This window comes from Streptomyces sp. NPDC102360, assembly GCF_044766085.1.
Classification (GTDB): domain Bacteria; phylum Actinomycetota; class Actinomycetes; order Streptomycetales; family Streptomycetaceae; genus Streptomyces.
The window spans coordinates 315,356-330,122 of sequence record NZ_JBIWLG010000004.1; the positions used below are offsets into that span (position 1 = coordinate 315,356).

Here is a 14,767-nt window from a genome sequence, read left to right on the forward strand (position 1 = left end):
GCGGAGGTGAGATGGCGCGTCGCGTTGCCGAACAGTGGACAGCCGTGTGGAGAAGTTGTTGCTCGCTGTGCACAACGACCGCGAGCCTGTGGGTTGCCGGTGGACAACATCATGCACAGCCTGTGGAGAAAAAATCTGTCCACAGTCTGTGGAGATCACTTTTCCACGAATCCACAGCCTTCTGACCTGGCCTGATGCCCAGTCACCGGGTCGTGCTGTGGACACGATCTGGACAACTTCCCAGTCCCCAGGGTGTGGATCGCAAAAACCCTGCAGATCTGTGGAGAACACCCGTAACGCGGCTGGGAATCGAACACCGGCCGGGCGTGCGGTGTCCGTGAACCGGTGGCCGACACGACGGCGGACCGCTCCGCAGACACGAAAAGGGCGCTCCGGGAGTCGTTCCCGAAGCGCCCTGCGGGTCGTAACCGGGCTGCTGTCAGCCGTTCTTGATGCGGTTGGTGAGCTCGGTGACCTGGTTGTAGATGGAGCGCCGCTCGGCCATCAGCGCGCGGATCTTGCGGTCCGCGTGCATCACGGTCGTGTGGTCGCGGCCGCCGAACTGAGCGCCGATCTTCGGCAGCGAGAGGTCGGTCAGCTCACGGCACAGGTACATCGCGATCTGCCGGGCCGTCACCAGGACGCGGCTGCGTGAGGATCCGCAGAGATCCTCCACGGTGAGCCCGAAGTAGTCCGCGGTCGCCGCCATGATGGCCGAGGCCGTGATCTCGGGAGCCGCGTCCTCGCCACCGGGGATCAGATCCTTGAGGACGATCTCCGTAAGTCCCAGGTCCACAGGCTGTCGATTGAGCGACGCGAACGCCGTGACGCGGATCAACGCCCCTTCCAGTTCACGGATGTTGCGCGAGATGCGGGATGCGATGAACTCGAGCACCTCCGGAGGCGCGTTGAGCTGCTCCTGCACCGCCTTCTTACGAAGGATGGCGATACGGGTCTCCAGCTCCGGCGGCTGGACGTCCGTGATCAGACCCCACTCGAACCGGTTGCGCAGCCGGTCCTCCAGGGTCACCAGCTGCTTGGGCGGCCGGTCACTGGACAGCACGATCTGCTTGTTCGCGTTGTGGAGCGTGTTGAAGGTGTGGAAGAACTCCTCCTGCGTCGACTCCTTGTCCGCGAGGAACTGGATGTCGTCGACCAGAAGGATGTCCATCTCGCGGTACCGCTTACGGAAGGAGTCGCCCTTGCCGTCACGGATCGAGTTGATGAACTCGTTGGTGAACTCCTCGGAGCTCACGTACCGCACACGCGTGCCCGGATAGAGGCTGCGCGCGTAGTGCCCGATGGCGTGCAGCAGGTGTGTCTTGCCGAGGCCCGACTCCCCATAGATGAACAGGGGGTTGTACGCCTTGGCCGGTGCTTCTGCCACGGCGACCGCGGCCGCGTGCGCGAAGCGGTTCGACGCGCCGATGACGAACGTGTCGAAGAGGTACTTGGGGTTCAGGCGCGCCGTCGGCTCACCGGGGCCGGTCGCCGGCGCGGGCTGGGCCGCCAAGGGGCCGGGCGCGCCACTGGGCACGCCACGATTGCCGGGGCCGTGCCCGCCGCCGTCATGGTTCGGACGGCCGCCCATAGCGGGCTTACCGGGCTCACGGCGCTGTGGCCGCTCGCGCGAAGGCTCGTAGGAACCGCGCTCCTCATAGGACGACCGCTCTTCATAAGAAGAGCGGTCCTCGTAGGAACGGTCTTCGTAAGGTCGCTCTTCGTAGGAGGAGCGGTCCTCAAAGGAGGAACGGTCCTCATAAGACGGGCGACCGTTCCCCTTCTGCTCGTACGGGGGGCGCTCCTGCTGCTCGTAGCGACCGCGCTCCTGCTCGTACGGCTGCTGTTGCTCGTAGGGCGATCGATCCTGCTGCCGGTAGTCGTGCTGCGGCTGCTGTGTGGGAGTCGCGTACGGGTCCCGCTCCGGGAAACCGAGCCGGGGCTGCTGCCAGTTGTACTCGTCCTGCTGCGGACGCGGCCAGGCGCCCGGCTCGGGGCGCTGGTAGTCCGGGTAGGCGGGGCGGGCGGTCGGGAGCTGGTCGGGCCGGGGCGCCGTGGGCTGCTCTGCTCGCGGGCCCTGGCCGTGCTCGTCGGCGCCGCGGCGCTCGTAGCCCTCGTAGGTCTCCCGCTGCTCGTACGTCTCCCGGTTGTCGAACGCGTCACGCGGTTGGCCGGGAGACGGCTGGGGCTCGGGGGCCTCGTAGCGGTGCTGCGGGGCCGGCGGGGGTGTGGGGGCGGGCGGCTCGCCCACGGAGTCGTCGACGGTGATCGCGATCCGGATGGGGCGGCCGCACTCGCGGCTGAGGGTCTCGCTGACGACCGGGGCCAGCCGGCCCTCGAGTACGCCCTTGGCGAATTCGTTCGGAACGGCGAGCAGCGCGGTGTCGGCGACGAGCGCCAACGGCTGACAGCGCCGGATCCAGTGCTCGTCCTTCGTCTCGACGCCCTGCCCGCGGTCTTCCCCGAGGAGTTGCTCCAGAACTCGTGGCCACACTGCGGCAAGATCGGCAGGTACGTCAGCCACAGGGCACGCTCTCTCGCTGGTCCCACGAACGTGTGATTCCTGGGACGGATCGGGAAGAAAATCGGGTGGGGCGGTGAGAAGGGAACGAATCGGAGTTCAGCCACGGTAGTCAGCGCGACCGCTGCGGTTCAAGTTGTTGTCCCCAGCCTGTGGACAGTGTCCCTCGCATGACGTCGGTTTGACCGGATGGCGTAGCCGCGCGTACCGTGACCAGGTCGAGTTGTCGATGGCTGCTGCCGCCTGCCTCCGATGGGCAAGGTCACGATCCACAGTTCTTGCGGACCGTGTAGCGGTGCACTCGGGCGTATTCGCGAGCTACTCGTGGGCGCACGGTGACAGCCAGGCGATGTCCCGCCACCACACGTTTTTCAGGAGCCCCCGAGTGAGCAAGCGCACCTTCCAGCCGAACAACCGTCGTCGTGCCAAGACCCACGGCTTCCGCCTTCGCATGCGGACCCGCGCCGGTCGTGCGATTCTCGCCAACCGTCGTGGCAAGGGTCGCGCCAGCCTGTCCGCCTGATCTCGTAATCAGGTCATGACGTGCTGCCTACCGAGTATCGGCTGAGGCGGCGCGAAGACTTCGCGACCGCGGTACGCCGGGGACGTCGGGCCGGACGCCCGCTTCTCGTCGTTCATCTACATAGCGGTTCAACGGACCCGCACGCGCCCAGGGAGACTCTCTCCCCGCCGCGTGCGGGTTTCGTCGTGAGCAAGGCCGTGGGTGGCGCCGTCGTACGGAACGTGGTGAAGCGCAGGCTTCGGCACCTCATGCGCGACCGGGTGGCTCAGTTGCCCCCAGGTAGCCTGGTAGTCGTACGCGCGTTGCCCGGAGCGGGCGACGCTACCCACGCACAGCTGGCCCGAGACCTGGATGCCGCTCTGCAGCGGCTGCTGGGAGGGGGCGCGCGATGAAGTACCCACTGCTCGCCTTGATCAAGATCTATCAGTGGACCATCAGTCCATTGCTGGGTCCGGTGTGCAAGTACTACCCGTCGTGCTCCCACTATGGCTTCACGGCCATCGACCGGCACGGGGCAGTCAAGGGAACAGCACTCACCGCCTGGCGGATCCTTCGGTGCAATCCGTGGTCTCTGGGCGGCGTCGACTATGTTCCGCCACGCAAGCGTCCGCGCTGGCACGAGATGCTGCGCGAGGCATGGCGCGGGGACAAAAAAACGGCCCCCGCCGTTGAGGGCGACAGCCCCTCTGCACAGGACAATAAGTCCGGAGCGACTTCGCCCAACGCCCAAGGAGCCTGATCAGGGACATGATTTCCGATATCGTCAACGCTGTATCAGGCGTTTTCGCGTTCCTCACGACCCCGGTGTCGTGGGTCATCGTCCAGTTCCACACGGTCTACGGGGCGATCTTCGGCCCTGATACCGGCTGGGCCTGGGGCCTGTCGATCGTGTCCCTGGTGGTCCTGATCCGGATCTGCCTGATCCCGCTCTTCGTGAAGCAGATCAAGTCGACCCGGAACATGCAGCTGCTCCAGCCTCAGATGAAGGCGATCCAGGAGCGCTACAAGAACGACAAGCAGCGTCAGTCCGAAGAGATGATGAAGCTGTACAAGGAGACGGGTACCAACCCGCTCTCCTCGTGCCTTCCGATCCTCGTGCAGTCGCCGTTCTTCTTCGCCCTGTACCACGTGCTCGCGGCCATCGCCGAGGGCCAGACGAAGGGCGTCATCAACCAGAGCCTTCTGGACAGCGCCCAGAAGGCGCACATCTTCGGTGCCCCGCTGGCCGCCAAGTTCACGGACAGCGCCGCCGAGGTCCAGGCCATGGGCGCCTCGCTGACCGACGTCCGCGTGGTCACCGCGATCATGATCATCGTGATGTCGGCGTCGCAGTTCTACACGCAGCGCCAGCTGATGACGAAGAACGTCGACCTGACGGTGAAGACGCCGTTCATGCAGCAGCAGAAGATGCTGATGTACGTCTTCCCGCTGATCTTCCTCTTCATGGGTATCAACTTCCCCGTCGGTGTCCTCGTCTACTGGCTGACCACCAACGTGTGGACCATGGGCCAGCAGATGTACGTGATCAGCCGGAACCCCACTCCGGGCTCCAAGGCCCAGGCCAAGATGCTCGAGGGCCTGCAGAAGCACGTCGTCGAGCACAGTGCTACGAAGAGCAAGCGCGAGCGGAACATCGTCAAGGGGATCGTCGCCAAGGGCCGCGATCGCAACGAGTACGAGCGCAAGTTCATCAACGGGCTGAGCAAGGCCGGCCTCGCGGCTCAGGCCGACGGCACCGTGGCCAAGGGTTCGGCGGCCGCGGAGGAGCTGGACGAGGACGGCATGCCGAAGGGCGCCGCGAAGCGCCAGCAGCCCAAGCGCCAGTCCAAGTCGCAGCGTCAGTCCGGTGCCTCGACGGCCAAGGACGACTCCCCCTCCTCCGAGAAGACCTCGCTGGAGAAGGAGGACGAGCCGCAGGACGCGAAGCCGCAGTCCAAGGCCAAGCAGTCCGGCGGCGCCAAGCCCGCGGGCGGCTCGCAGCAGCGCAGCAAGGCCAAGTCCGGGCAGCGCAAGGGCGGCCCGCAGCGGCCGAAGTCCCCTTCCAAGAAGTAATCCCTTGACCTACGCGTCGTAAGACGTTGGCGCAAGCCTTGACGCAAGAAGGAGTCCATCCCGTGACGGAAGGCACCACCGCCACTGCTGAGGGTGGCGACACCCTGACCCGCCTCGAGCAGGAGGGTGAGATCGCCGCGGATTACCTCGAGGGTCTGCTGGACATCGCCGACCTCGACGGTGACATCGACATGGACGTCGAGGCCGATCGGGCCGCCGTGTCCATCGTCAGCAGCGATGTGAGCAGCCGTGATCTGCAGAAGCTGGTCGGTCGCGACGGAGAGGTCCTCGAGGCACTCCAGGAGCTGACCCGCCTCGCGGTGCACCGGGAGACCGGGGACCGCAGCCGCCTGATGCTGGACATCGGCGGCTACCGCGCAAAGAAGCGTGCCGAGCTCACCGAGCAGGGCGCCAAGGCCGCGGCCGAGGTGAAGAACACCGGCGAGCCGGTCAAGATGAACCCGATGACGCCCTTCGAGCGCAAGGTTGTGCACGACGCGATCAAGGCGGCCGGCCTGCGCAGTGAGTCCGAGGGCGAGGAGCCGCAGCGCTTCGTCGTCGTGCTTCCTGCCTGACGGCAGCACGTCGCCTTCCGGCCCCGTCTGTTTCGCAGGCGGGGCCGATCTTTGTCAGCCTGTTAGTCAGCCACTTACTGCGGTAAAGCGGTACGGAAGGACGGTTCCCGTGACGGAGGCAGCAGAACTCCCCCCGGCCCCGGAGCAGGCCCGGGCGGTATTCGGCGAGCGCTTCCCGGACGCGGTCCGGTACGCGGAGCTTCTCGCTGACGCGGGAGTGCAGCGCGGCCTCATCGGCCCTCGCGAGGTGCCGCGTCTGTGGGAGCGGCACATCCTGAACTGCGCCGTACTCTCCGAGGTGGTTCCCGAGGGCGTCACGGTGTGCGATGTCGGTTCGGGTGCGGGCCTGCCGGGTATTCCGCTCGCCCTGGTCCGCCCGGACCTCAAGATCACACTGCTGGAGCCCTTGCTCCGTCGTACGACCTTTCTGACCGAGGTCGTCGAACTGCTCGGGCTCGATCATGTGACCGTGGTACGGGGGCGGGCCGAGGAGGTCCTCGGCAAGTTGCCACCCGTCCATGTCGTCACCGCTCGTGCCGTGGCCCCGCTGGACCGGCTGGCCGCGTGGGGCGTCCCGTTGCTCCGGCCGTACGGGGAAATGCTGGCGCTCAAGGGTGACACGGCCGAGGAAGAGCTTAAGAGCGCGGCCACTGCCCTGAGCAAGCTCGGCGCGGTGGAGACGTCGGTTCTGCATGTCGGCGAGGGCGCCGTGGATCCTCTGTCCACTGTTGTGCGCGTCGAGGTCGGGGAGAGCCCCGGCGGCGTGCGTTTCGCGGCGAAGCGTGCCAAGGCAGCGCGCACGGGGCGTGCCCGGCGCAGGCGCTGACGACCAGCAGTACTCCACAAAAGCTGTCAAACGTACGCATCTCGGGGTGTCGTACGGGAGTGCATCCCGCTGCGGTGCATCGTGTTTCACGTGAAACGTCGCTCACTGCTGCAGGGCATCATTAGTCGCGGCCGCGCGGCGGCCGCCCCCCGCGACCAACAACCTCTCGGATCCCTCGATACGGGCACGGAGTTGTCCACAGAGGGGGATTCGTCCACAGAAGCACGGGCCTCGCTGGTTCTTGACCCCGAAGGCATGGGAGGCTCTGTTCATTGCGAGCCTGAAGTCGAGGAGAGTGAATCCTTGCGGTCCGACGCCAACATCGCGGGACCGATGACCGATCCGGTCCCCGGTCCCCGTACCGAGTCGGCGGGGGAGGATGTTTCACGTGAAACACCGCCCCCGATGGACGACACACCCATCGGTCGCGCTGCCCAACTGGCAGTAGAGGCTCTCGGTCGTGCGGGCGAGGGCCTGCCACGTCCCGAGCAGACCCGCGTCATGGTGGTGGCCAACCAGAAGGGCGGGGTCGGTAAGACCACGACAACGGTCAATCTTGCCGCCTCGCTTGCGCTGCACGGCGCACGCGTCTTGGTGGTGGACCTGGACCCACAGGGAAACGCCTCCACGGCTCTGGGCGTCGACCATCATTCCGAAGTGCCCTCCGTCTACGACGTGTTGGTCGACAGTAGGCCGCTCTCCGAGGTCGTCCAGCCCGTCCCTGACGTGGAAGGCCTGTTCTGTGCCCCGGCCACCATCGATCTCGCCGGTGCGGAGATCGAGCTGGTCTCTCTGGTCGCGCGGGAGAGCCGACTGCAGCGCGCCATTCAGGCGTACGAGCAGCCGCTGGACTACATCCTCATCGACTGTCCACCGTCGCTCGGGCTCCTGACGATCAACGCCATGGTCGCCGGGGCGGAGGTGCTGATCCCGATCCAGTGCGAGTACTACGCGCTGGAGGGGCTCGGCCAGCTTCTACGGAACGTGGATCTCGTGCGTGGGCACCTCAACCCTGCCCTGCACGTTTCCACGATTCTGCTCACGATGTACGACGGCCGGACTCGGCTGGCGTCCCAGGTCGCAGACGAAGTCCGTAACCACTTCGCCGGCGAGGTCCTGCGCACGAGCATTCCGCGCTCGGTGCGTATTTCGGAGGCCCCGAGTTATGGGCAGACCGTGTTGACCTACGATCCAGCGTCGAGCGGGGCACTCTCCTACCTCGAAGCGGCACGTGAGATGGCGCTGCGCGGAGTCGGGATTCACTACGAGGCCCAGAACGCCCACACGGGCACTCAACTTGACCAGCAGAGTACGTCGGAGGGGATCCAGTGAGCGATCGACGGAGGGGACTTGGCCGAGGACTCGGCGCGCTGATCCCGGCTGCCCCCACACCCGAGAGGACGGGCCCGGCCACACAGGCGGGAGGAGCGTCGACCTCTCCCGCCTCGGTACCGGTGCTGACGACCGAGCGCGGAGTGGCGGCCGCGAAGGTGGCTGCGCTGCCGCAGCCGCCTGTTTCACGGGAAACCGAGGAGCCGGCGACCACGTCAGGTGACGCCTTCGAGCGTCCTGCGGGAGCGCATTTCGCCGAGCTGCCGATCGACACCATCACGCCCAACCCGCGCCAGCCGCGTGAGGTGTTCGACGAGGACGCTCTCGCCGAGCTCGTCACGTCCATCAAAGAAGTCGGCCTGCTGCAGCCTGTCGTCGTACGACAGGTAGAAGCCGGCAACTATGAGCTCATCATGGGCGAGCGGCGCTGGAGGGCCTGCCGAGAGGCGGGACTTGAGCGCATCCCGGCCATCGTCCGTGCCACGGACGACGAGAAGCTCCTCCTCGACGCGCTGCTTGAGAACCTGCACCGTGCGCAGTTGAACCCGCTGGAAGAGGCCGCCGCCTACGACCAGTTGCTCAAGGACTTCAACTGCACACACGATCAGCTGGCTGACCGGATCGGGCGGTCCCGCCCGCAGGTGTCCAACACGCTGCGGCTGCTGAAGCTCTCGCCGGCTGTCCAGCGCCGGGTGGCCGCGGGTGTGCTGTCGGCGGGGCACGCGCGTGCACTGCTCTCCGTCGAGGACTCCGAGGAGCAGGACCGGCTGGCCCACCGCATCGTTGCCGAAGGCCTCTCAGTGCGGGCCGTCGAGGAGATCGTGACCCTCATGGGGTCGGGGCCCAAGAGCAACGCACGGGCCAAGGGGCCGAGGGCCGGCGCCCGGGTCTCCCCGGCGCTGACCGATCTCGCCACACGGCTTTCAGACCGCTTCGAGACGCGGGTGAAGGTCGATCTGGGGCAGAAGAAGGGCAAGATCGTCGTCGAGTTCGCCTCGATGGACGACCTGTCGCGCATCCTCGGCTCTCTCGCTCCCGGCGAGGGGCCGGTGCTCCAGAACGGTCTCCCGGAGGAGAGCGACGGCGACGAGCAGGACTGATCGCCGCCCTGTTACGACGCGAGAGCGGGTCGTTTTCCGGCATGTACCGGAAGACGACCCGCTCTTTGCTTGTCTACGGTATCGAGCGAATCCCATCGTGGTTACGATGCGACGGGAAGAGCGCATCCACCCGGCGGCACCTCATACAGGAGGCGGGTCATGCGATCGGTGAGTCGCACCGGACTGATGACCGCAGTCCTGGGTCTTGGAGCGGTCGGCGGATTCGTCGGCAGTCTGCTCAGGGAACGGAGCGCTCTGACGGCCGCCCGCGCAGCGGCGGGCGAAGGAAGCGAGGAACTGCCTTCATGGGGCGTCGGCTCGTACCGCTCACGCTGGACAACCTCCCGGACCTCCCCAAGCGTTGCCGTTCGTGTGTCTTCTGGGAGCTGGACCCGGTCAGCGGCCAGGCCGCGGTAAAGGCGGGCACGCCCGAACTGGAGAAGGAAGCGTGGATTTCCGCTGTCCTGCTGGAGTGGGGCTCCTGTGGACGCGTCGTCTACGTGGATGACGCTCCGGTCGGCTTCGTGCTCTATGCACCCCCCGCGTACGTCCCACGGGCCACCGCCTTCCCGACAAGTCCAGTCTCCCCCGACGCCGTTCAGCTCATGACGGCCTGGATCTCTCCCGACTACCAGGGGCAGGGGCTCGGCCGGGTCATCGTGCAGACCGTCGCGAAGGATCTGCTGCGCCGGGGCTTCAAGGCGATCGAGGCCTTCGGGGACGCCCAGTGGAAGGGACCCGCCTGTCTGCTCCCCGCGGATCATCTGTTGGCGGTCGGGTTCAAAACTGTGCGACCCCACCCCTCGTATCCGCGGCTGCGCCTGGAACTGCGGACGACGCTGTCCTGGAAGGAAGACGTCGAGATGGCCCTGGACAGGCTTCTGGGGGCCGTACAGAAGGAACCGGCACTCCGCCCGTTGTGACGGCCGACGGGGCCCTCACAACGGAAACGGGCCGACCCTGGAAGGGTCGGCCCGTTCGTGTTTCACGTGAAACAACGACCGCCGGTGAATCGGCGTCGCCTGATTACTCGGCGATGAAGTCCTCGAGGTCGCGCACGATGGCGGCCTTGGGCTTGGCACCGACGATGGTCTTCGCGACCTCGCCACCCTGGTACACGTTCAGGGTCGGGATCGACATGACACCGTACTTGGCGGCCGTGCCCGGGTTCTCGTCGATGTTGAGCTTGACGACCTCGATCTTGTCACCGTGCTCGGCGGCGATGGCCTCGAGCGACGGCGCGATCTGGCGGCACGGGCCGCACCAAGCGGCCCAGAAGTCGACCAGGACGGGCTTGTCGCTCTTCAGGACGTCCTCGTCGAAGGTGGCGTCCGTGACGTTCTTCAGGTTGCCGGCCACAGCAGGCTCCTCATTTCTTGGGGGATTACGTGAGTGAAAGTTCGGGTCAGACGCCGGCGGTCTGGGTCTTCTCGGGCTCGGCGGCCTCGCCGTCGGCGAGGGAGGCCAGGAAGCGCTCGGCGTCGAGGGCGGCGGAGCAGCCGGTGCCGGCCGCCGTGATCGCCTGCCGGTAGGTGTGGTCCACGACGTCGCCGGCGCCGAAGACACCGGTGAGGTTCGTGCGCGTCGAGGGCGCCTCGACCTTCAGGTAGCCCTCGTCGTCGAGCTCGAGCTGGCCCTTGAACAGCTCCGTGCGCGGGTCGTGGCCGATCGCGATGAACAGACCGGTGACCGGCAGCTCGGACGTCTCGCCCGTCTTGAGGTTGCGCAACGTCAGGCCGGAGAGCTTCTGCTCCCCCTTGACCTCGGCGATCTCGCTGTCCCAGACGAACTTGATCTTCGGGTCGGCGAAGGCACGCTCCTGCATCGCCTTCGAGGCGCGCAGGGTGTCGCGACGGTGCACGATCGTCACGGACTTGGCGAAGCGCGAAAGGAAGGTGGCCTCCTCCATCGCGGTGTCGCCGCCGCCGATCACGGCGATGTCCTGGTCCTTGAAGAAGAAGCCGTCACAGGTCGCGCACCAGGAGACGCCGCGACCGGAGAGCGCGTCCTCGTTCGGGAGGCCGAGCTTGCGGTGCTGGGAGCCGGTGGTGACGATGACGGCCTTCGCGCGGTGCACGGTGCCCGCGGTGTCCGTCACGGTCTTGATCTCGCCGCTCAGGTCGACGGCCACGATGTCGTCGGGCACGAGCTCGGCGCCGAAGCGCTCGGCCTGGCCGCGCATGTTGTCCATGAGCTCGGGGCCCATGATGCCGTCCTCGAACCCGGGGAAGTTCTCCACCTCGGTCGTGTTCATCAGCGCGCCACCAGCGGTGACGGCACCCTCGAACACGAGCGGCTTCAGCGACGCGCGCGCGGTGTAGAGCGCCGCCGTGTAGCCGGCGGGCCCGGAGCCGATGATGATCACGTTACGGACGTCGCTCACGGCTTGATTCCTCGTCTCTGCGGGACTGCTGCGTTCTGCCAGGGGAGGCCATTCGGAGGACTCTCACCCCACCCAACGGATCCTACGGGGCATGCATTCCCGACGTGCCCGGCCACACCTAGCGAGTGTTCTTGGGCATCCCGGAGCCGTGGTCGTAATCGTGCTTGTACAGCAGCGTGCCGGCTGACGAGGAGGACGTGCCGACACAGGAGGAATCGACGACGAAGGCCGTGACCCGATGGGCCGGGTCTGTCTTGTGGGGCAGAACGACGAGGTATGCCTTCTTCCCGTCGTACGTGCCTGTCTCCGCGGCGAGGGGGTCCTCGTTCCGGTGGGTCCCGAGCTGGATGCACTGGGGCACCGAGATGGCCCGTTTCTGCATCGGTGCCTTCGTCCCCTGTGCGCTGGGCCCCTCTTCTTCAGTGCTGAGCGTCGAGGAGCCGAGCAGCGTCGTGACCTTCGTCTCCAGCGTGTCCTTGGCGAAGGTCGACGCGCTGTGACTCTTCCGGGCGACAGGTGAGCCGTCCTCATCATTCTGGATGAGCAGGACCCCCACACCGATCGCTGTGACCGTCAGGACGGCCCCGAGCACGGCACCCGTGCGCCTCCGGTTGCCGCGTGCCTTGCGTCCCGGGCCGGTTGTCCCATGCGGGTGTCCGGCAGGACGGTCGGTCGGGGTCGACGTTTCACGTGAAACGGGCCCCGTTTCACGGCCTCCTTCGAAAGCCAGGGCGGCATCGATCCGGCTCGCGATCTCCTCCGGCATCCGCGGCGGCGGGGCCGATACGGCACCGAGCGTGCCCCGGATCTCTTCCAAGGACGCGAGGACATCGGCGCAGAGCGCGCAGCCGTCGAGGTGCTGCTGGACGTCGGCTGTACGGGTGGGAGGCAGCAGGCCCTCGGCGAGTTCGGAGATCTCGGTGACCTCCGGGTGCTCTGCCGTGTCGGTCGTGGATGTCACGCTCGCCCACCTCCGCCCTTCACCGCAGCCGAATCGGCAGGTCCTGTCTCGTCACGAGGCCCCGCTGCGGGTGGGACGGATGTCCCCTGCGCCCGGTTCCTTTCAGGGGGCGGGTTCGCGCCACCCTCCTGGCTCCCGCCCTCTGTGCGGAGATGCGTCAGCAGCGGAAGCAGTTTGGCTCGGCCGCGCGCGCAGCGGCTCTTGACCGTGCCGGTGGGCACATCGAGGATCCGCGCGGCCTCGGCGACCGGATACCCCTGCATGTCGACGAGGACGAGGGCCGCGCGCTGATCGCTGGGCAGGACCGAGAGCGCCTCGATGAGCTGACGGTGCAGGTCGCTCCGCTCGACGGGGGCGTCCGCGGACTCGTGCGGTTCCAGGAGCTGGTCCAGGCGGTCGGCGTCGTCCACGGGCGCGGTCTTGCGCGAGGCCATCTTGCGGGCCCGGTCCAGGCACGCGTTGACGGTGATGCGGTGCAGCCAGGTCGTCACCGCGGACTGGCCGCGAAAGGTGTGGGCGGCGCGGTAGGCCGAGACCAGCGCGTCCTGCACCGCGTCCGCGGCTTCCTCCCGGTCCCCCAGGGTCCGCAGGGCAACGGCCCAGAGGCGGTCTCGGTGGCGTCGGACGAGTTCACCAAAGGCGTCCTTGTCACCGGCGACATGACGGGCGAGGAGGTCCTGATCGTTTGCTTCGCCATAGGCGTCGTCCACTGTCGAACCCCCTCCCCGTGGTGAGCCGTGCCCGTCAGCCGGTGAACTCCACATCGGTGATGCCCTGCTTGAAGCCTGCGCTGCTGTAGCCATCCTGGCCTGCGCGGGGCAGGGCGGTCAGCCAGACGAGCAGATAGCGGGTCTTGACCGGGTCATCGGCCGTGATCTTGGCGGAGGTGGTTTTCGAATCCGTCTTGGACCCGATCTGCTTCAGGCCGGACACCGAACCCGGATTGAGGGACGGCGAGGCGTACAGGGAGACCGTGGTGTGGTCGCCGCCGTATCGGAGCCCTATCGAGGCGGCCGACACGTCCTTGGCGGAGCCGAGGTCGTACACGATGCCGACTCCGGGCTTGATGACCATCTTCGGGCCGTCGACGAAGGACTTGGTCCGCCAGTACGTCGACGAGCTGTCGTCGTACGTCTTGTCGACCTCGCCCGGAGCCTGGGCGTCGCCTTCGGCGACGAACTCCTTGGCGCTCTCGATGGAGATCGGCTTCGCGTCCTGCTTACCGCCCTTGCCGCTGTCGTCCGAGGTGTCCGTGGACCCGGAGCTGCCCGTGTTGCCACGGTCCATGAGGGCGTCGGCGAGCTGCCAGCTGCCCAGCCCGAGGGCCGCGATCAGCAGAGCGGAGACGCCCCACTTGAGGGCCTTGCCGGTACGGCTGTGCAGCGGGGGCGGCGGCGTGGGGACGGGCTGGGTGGCACGTGGGGCGGGACGGCCGTAGCTCCCCTGCTGGTACGTGGTCCGTTGATACTCCGGGGGCGCCGTGAAGGCGGGCTCCGGTGGCCGAATCCTGGGCATCTCGCCGATGGCCTTCACCAGGTCCTCCGGCGTGGTGCACGGCGGCTCCTGGCGGGACGCGGTCGCCCCGTCGTTCGCGAGCGCCCGCATGGAGAGCTCCGCCAGACCGCGGTGGACGCCGGCGCGCACTTGGTCGGGGGCGATGAGGCCGACGCCCTTGGGCAGCCCGGAGAGGCCGTAGGCGTCGTCCTCGTACGGCCAGCGCTGGGTCAGGGAGGCGTACAGGAGCGCGCCGATCGCCTCGGTGTCGGCGCGCTGCGGGGTGTCGCAGGTGATGCCGCGCAGTGCCGCGTTCACGGCGAGGCCGCGGATGCGCCACTGCCCCGTGGAGGTGCGCAGCACGGCGCTCGGCGTGAGGCGCAGGTGGGCGAGGCCCTCACGGTGCGCGGCCGCCATGGCATGGGAGACCTGGCTGGCCATCTGGTACGCGTCGTGCGCCTCGAGGGGGGCGAGGGCGAGCAGGGCGGTCAGTTCCGTCGCGTCGGGCAGCCACTCGTGGACGACGTAGACGAGATCGTTCTCCTCGACCGCGTCCAGCACCTGTACGAAGCGGGGGTCGCCCAGGAGAGCCGAGGAACGGGCGGCGGCGAGCACCGAACGGCCTCGGGGGTGATCGGCGGGGAGGATGTGCACGCCGACGGCACGCCGCAGTTTCTCGTCCATCGCACGCCAGCTGCTGAAACCGTCCAGACGGGTGACGCACTCCTCGAGCCGGTAGCGTCTGGCGAGCTTGTGGCCACTGTGCAACTCGGGTGGCGACGCGGCGCCGGGGCTCAGATGAGTCCCCGTCTCCGCGGTGTCCACGACCTCCTCGCGCTCCAGCGCGACCTGCTCTCCGGTATCGGCCACCCCGTCGGCCGTGGCCTGCTCCGCCTTGTCCGCCTTGGCGGTCAGCGGTTCATCACCGCTGTTGTCGGCCACGTCGACGGCAGCCGTGCTCCGTTCCGCCACCGTCGTTCCTGCCTCCCCATCCGTTGCA

Annotated in this window: 15 protein-coding genes; 9 read left to right on the forward strand and 6 right to left on the reverse strand. The window is 67.4% G+C overall.

The window, feature by feature from the left end:
* Window positions 1-439 precede the first annotated feature (439 nt).
* Window positions 440-2,524 carry a chromosomal replication initiator protein DnaA gene (gene dnaA, locus ACIRHA_RS19730; RefSeq protein WP_403847166.1) on the reverse strand — a complete coding sequence of 695 codons (2,085 nt, stop codon included), beginning with the start codon at window positions 2,522-2,524 and terminating at the stop codon, window positions 440-442.
* Between the two features lie 382 nt (window positions 2,525-2,906).
* Between dnaA and rpmH the strand changes: the two genes are divergently transcribed.
* The 9 genes from rpmH (at window position 2,907) to ACIRHA_RS19775 (ending at window position 9,852) form a co-directional block, all read left to right on the forward strand.
* Complete coding sequence (gene rpmH / locus ACIRHA_RS19735) at window positions 2,907-3,044, forward strand: 50S ribosomal protein L34 (RefSeq protein ID WP_006381191.1); 138 nt, start codon at window positions 2,907-2,909, stop codon at window positions 3,042-3,044.
* 20 nt (window positions 3,045-3,064) lie between these two features.
* Window positions 3,065-3,436 (forward strand): ribonuclease P protein component, encoded by a 372-nt coding sequence (gene rnpA, locus ACIRHA_RS19740; protein WP_403847169.1) that lies wholly within the window; start codon window positions 3,065-3,067, stop codon window positions 3,434-3,436.
* The gene (gene yidD, locus ACIRHA_RS19745) at window positions 3,433-3,783 is read left to right on the forward strand and encodes a membrane protein insertion efficiency factor YidD (protein WP_266711973.1); all 351 of its coding nucleotides are present in this window, start codon (window positions 3,433-3,435) and stop codon (window positions 3,781-3,783) included. Before rnpA ends, yidD begins: the two co-directional genes overlap by 4 nt.
* Before the next feature lie 8 nt (window positions 3,784-3,791).
* Window positions 3,792-5,096, forward strand: a complete 1,305-nt coding sequence (gene yidC, locus ACIRHA_RS19750) for a membrane protein insertase YidC (protein ID WP_403847172.1) — start codon at window positions 3,792-3,794, stop codon at window positions 5,094-5,096.
* Between the two features lie 62 nt (window positions 5,097-5,158).
* A complete protein-coding gene (locus ACIRHA_RS19755; protein ID WP_403847174.1) occupies window positions 5,159-5,671 on the forward strand; it encodes a protein jag in 513 nt (170 codons plus the stop codon).
* A gap of 109 nt (window positions 5,672-5,780) precedes the next feature.
* Window positions 5,781-6,497 (forward strand): 16S rRNA (guanine(527)-N(7))-methyltransferase RsmG, encoded by a 717-nt coding sequence (gene rsmG / locus ACIRHA_RS19760; protein ID WP_403847177.1) that lies wholly within the window; start codon window positions 5,781-5,783, stop codon window positions 6,495-6,497.
* A 255-nt stretch (window positions 6,498-6,752) separates the two neighbouring features.
* On the forward strand, window positions 6,753-7,829 hold the full coding sequence (locus tag ACIRHA_RS19765) for a ParA family protein (protein ID WP_403847689.1): 1,077 nt from the start codon (window positions 6,753-6,755) through the stop codon (window positions 7,827-7,829).
* Window positions 7,826-8,929: a ParB/RepB/Spo0J family partition protein gene (locus tag ACIRHA_RS19770; protein WP_403847179.1), complete on the forward strand. Its 1,104-nt coding sequence runs from the start codon at window positions 7,826-7,828 to the stop codon at window positions 8,927-8,929. The genes ACIRHA_RS19765 and ACIRHA_RS19770 overlap by 4 nt, the downstream gene beginning before the upstream one ends.
* Before the next feature lie 305 nt (window positions 8,930-9,234).
* Complete coding sequence (locus ACIRHA_RS19775; RefSeq protein WP_403847182.1) at window positions 9,235-9,852, forward strand: GNAT family N-acetyltransferase; 618 nt, start codon at window positions 9,235-9,237, stop codon at window positions 9,850-9,852.
* A 103-nt stretch (window positions 9,853-9,955) separates the two neighbouring features.
* On the opposite strand, the gene trxA is transcribed toward ACIRHA_RS19775, so the two are convergent.
* The 5 genes from trxA to ACIRHA_RS19800 form a co-directional block, all read right to left on the reverse strand.
* A complete protein-coding gene (gene trxA / locus ACIRHA_RS19780; protein WP_389282929.1) occupies window positions 9,956-10,288 on the reverse strand; it encodes a thioredoxin in 333 nt (110 codons plus the stop codon).
* A 46-nt stretch (window positions 10,289-10,334) separates the two neighbouring features.
* Complete coding sequence (trxB, locus tag ACIRHA_RS19785) at window positions 10,335-11,312, reverse strand: thioredoxin-disulfide reductase (RefSeq protein ID WP_403847185.1); 978 nt, start codon at window positions 11,310-11,312, stop codon at window positions 10,335-10,337.
* A gap of 118 nt (window positions 11,313-11,430) precedes the next feature.
* Window positions 11,431-12,273, reverse strand: coding sequence for an anti-sigma factor family protein (locus ACIRHA_RS19790; protein ID WP_403847187.1), 843 nt, complete (start codon window positions 12,271-12,273; stop codon window positions 11,431-11,433).
* The gene (gene sigM / locus ACIRHA_RS19795) at window positions 12,270-12,983 is read right to left on the reverse strand and encodes an RNA polymerase sigma factor SigM (RefSeq protein ID WP_403847190.1); all 714 of its coding nucleotides are present in this window, start codon (window positions 12,981-12,983) and stop codon (window positions 12,270-12,272) included. The genes ACIRHA_RS19790 and sigM overlap by 4 nt, the downstream gene beginning before the upstream one ends.
* A 34-nt stretch (window positions 12,984-13,017) precedes the next feature.
* Window positions 13,018-14,739, reverse strand: coding sequence for a protein kinase family protein (locus tag ACIRHA_RS19800; RefSeq protein ID WP_403847193.1), 1,722 nt, complete (start codon window positions 14,737-14,739; stop codon window positions 13,018-13,020).
* Window positions 14,740-14,767: the final 28 nt, after the last annotated feature.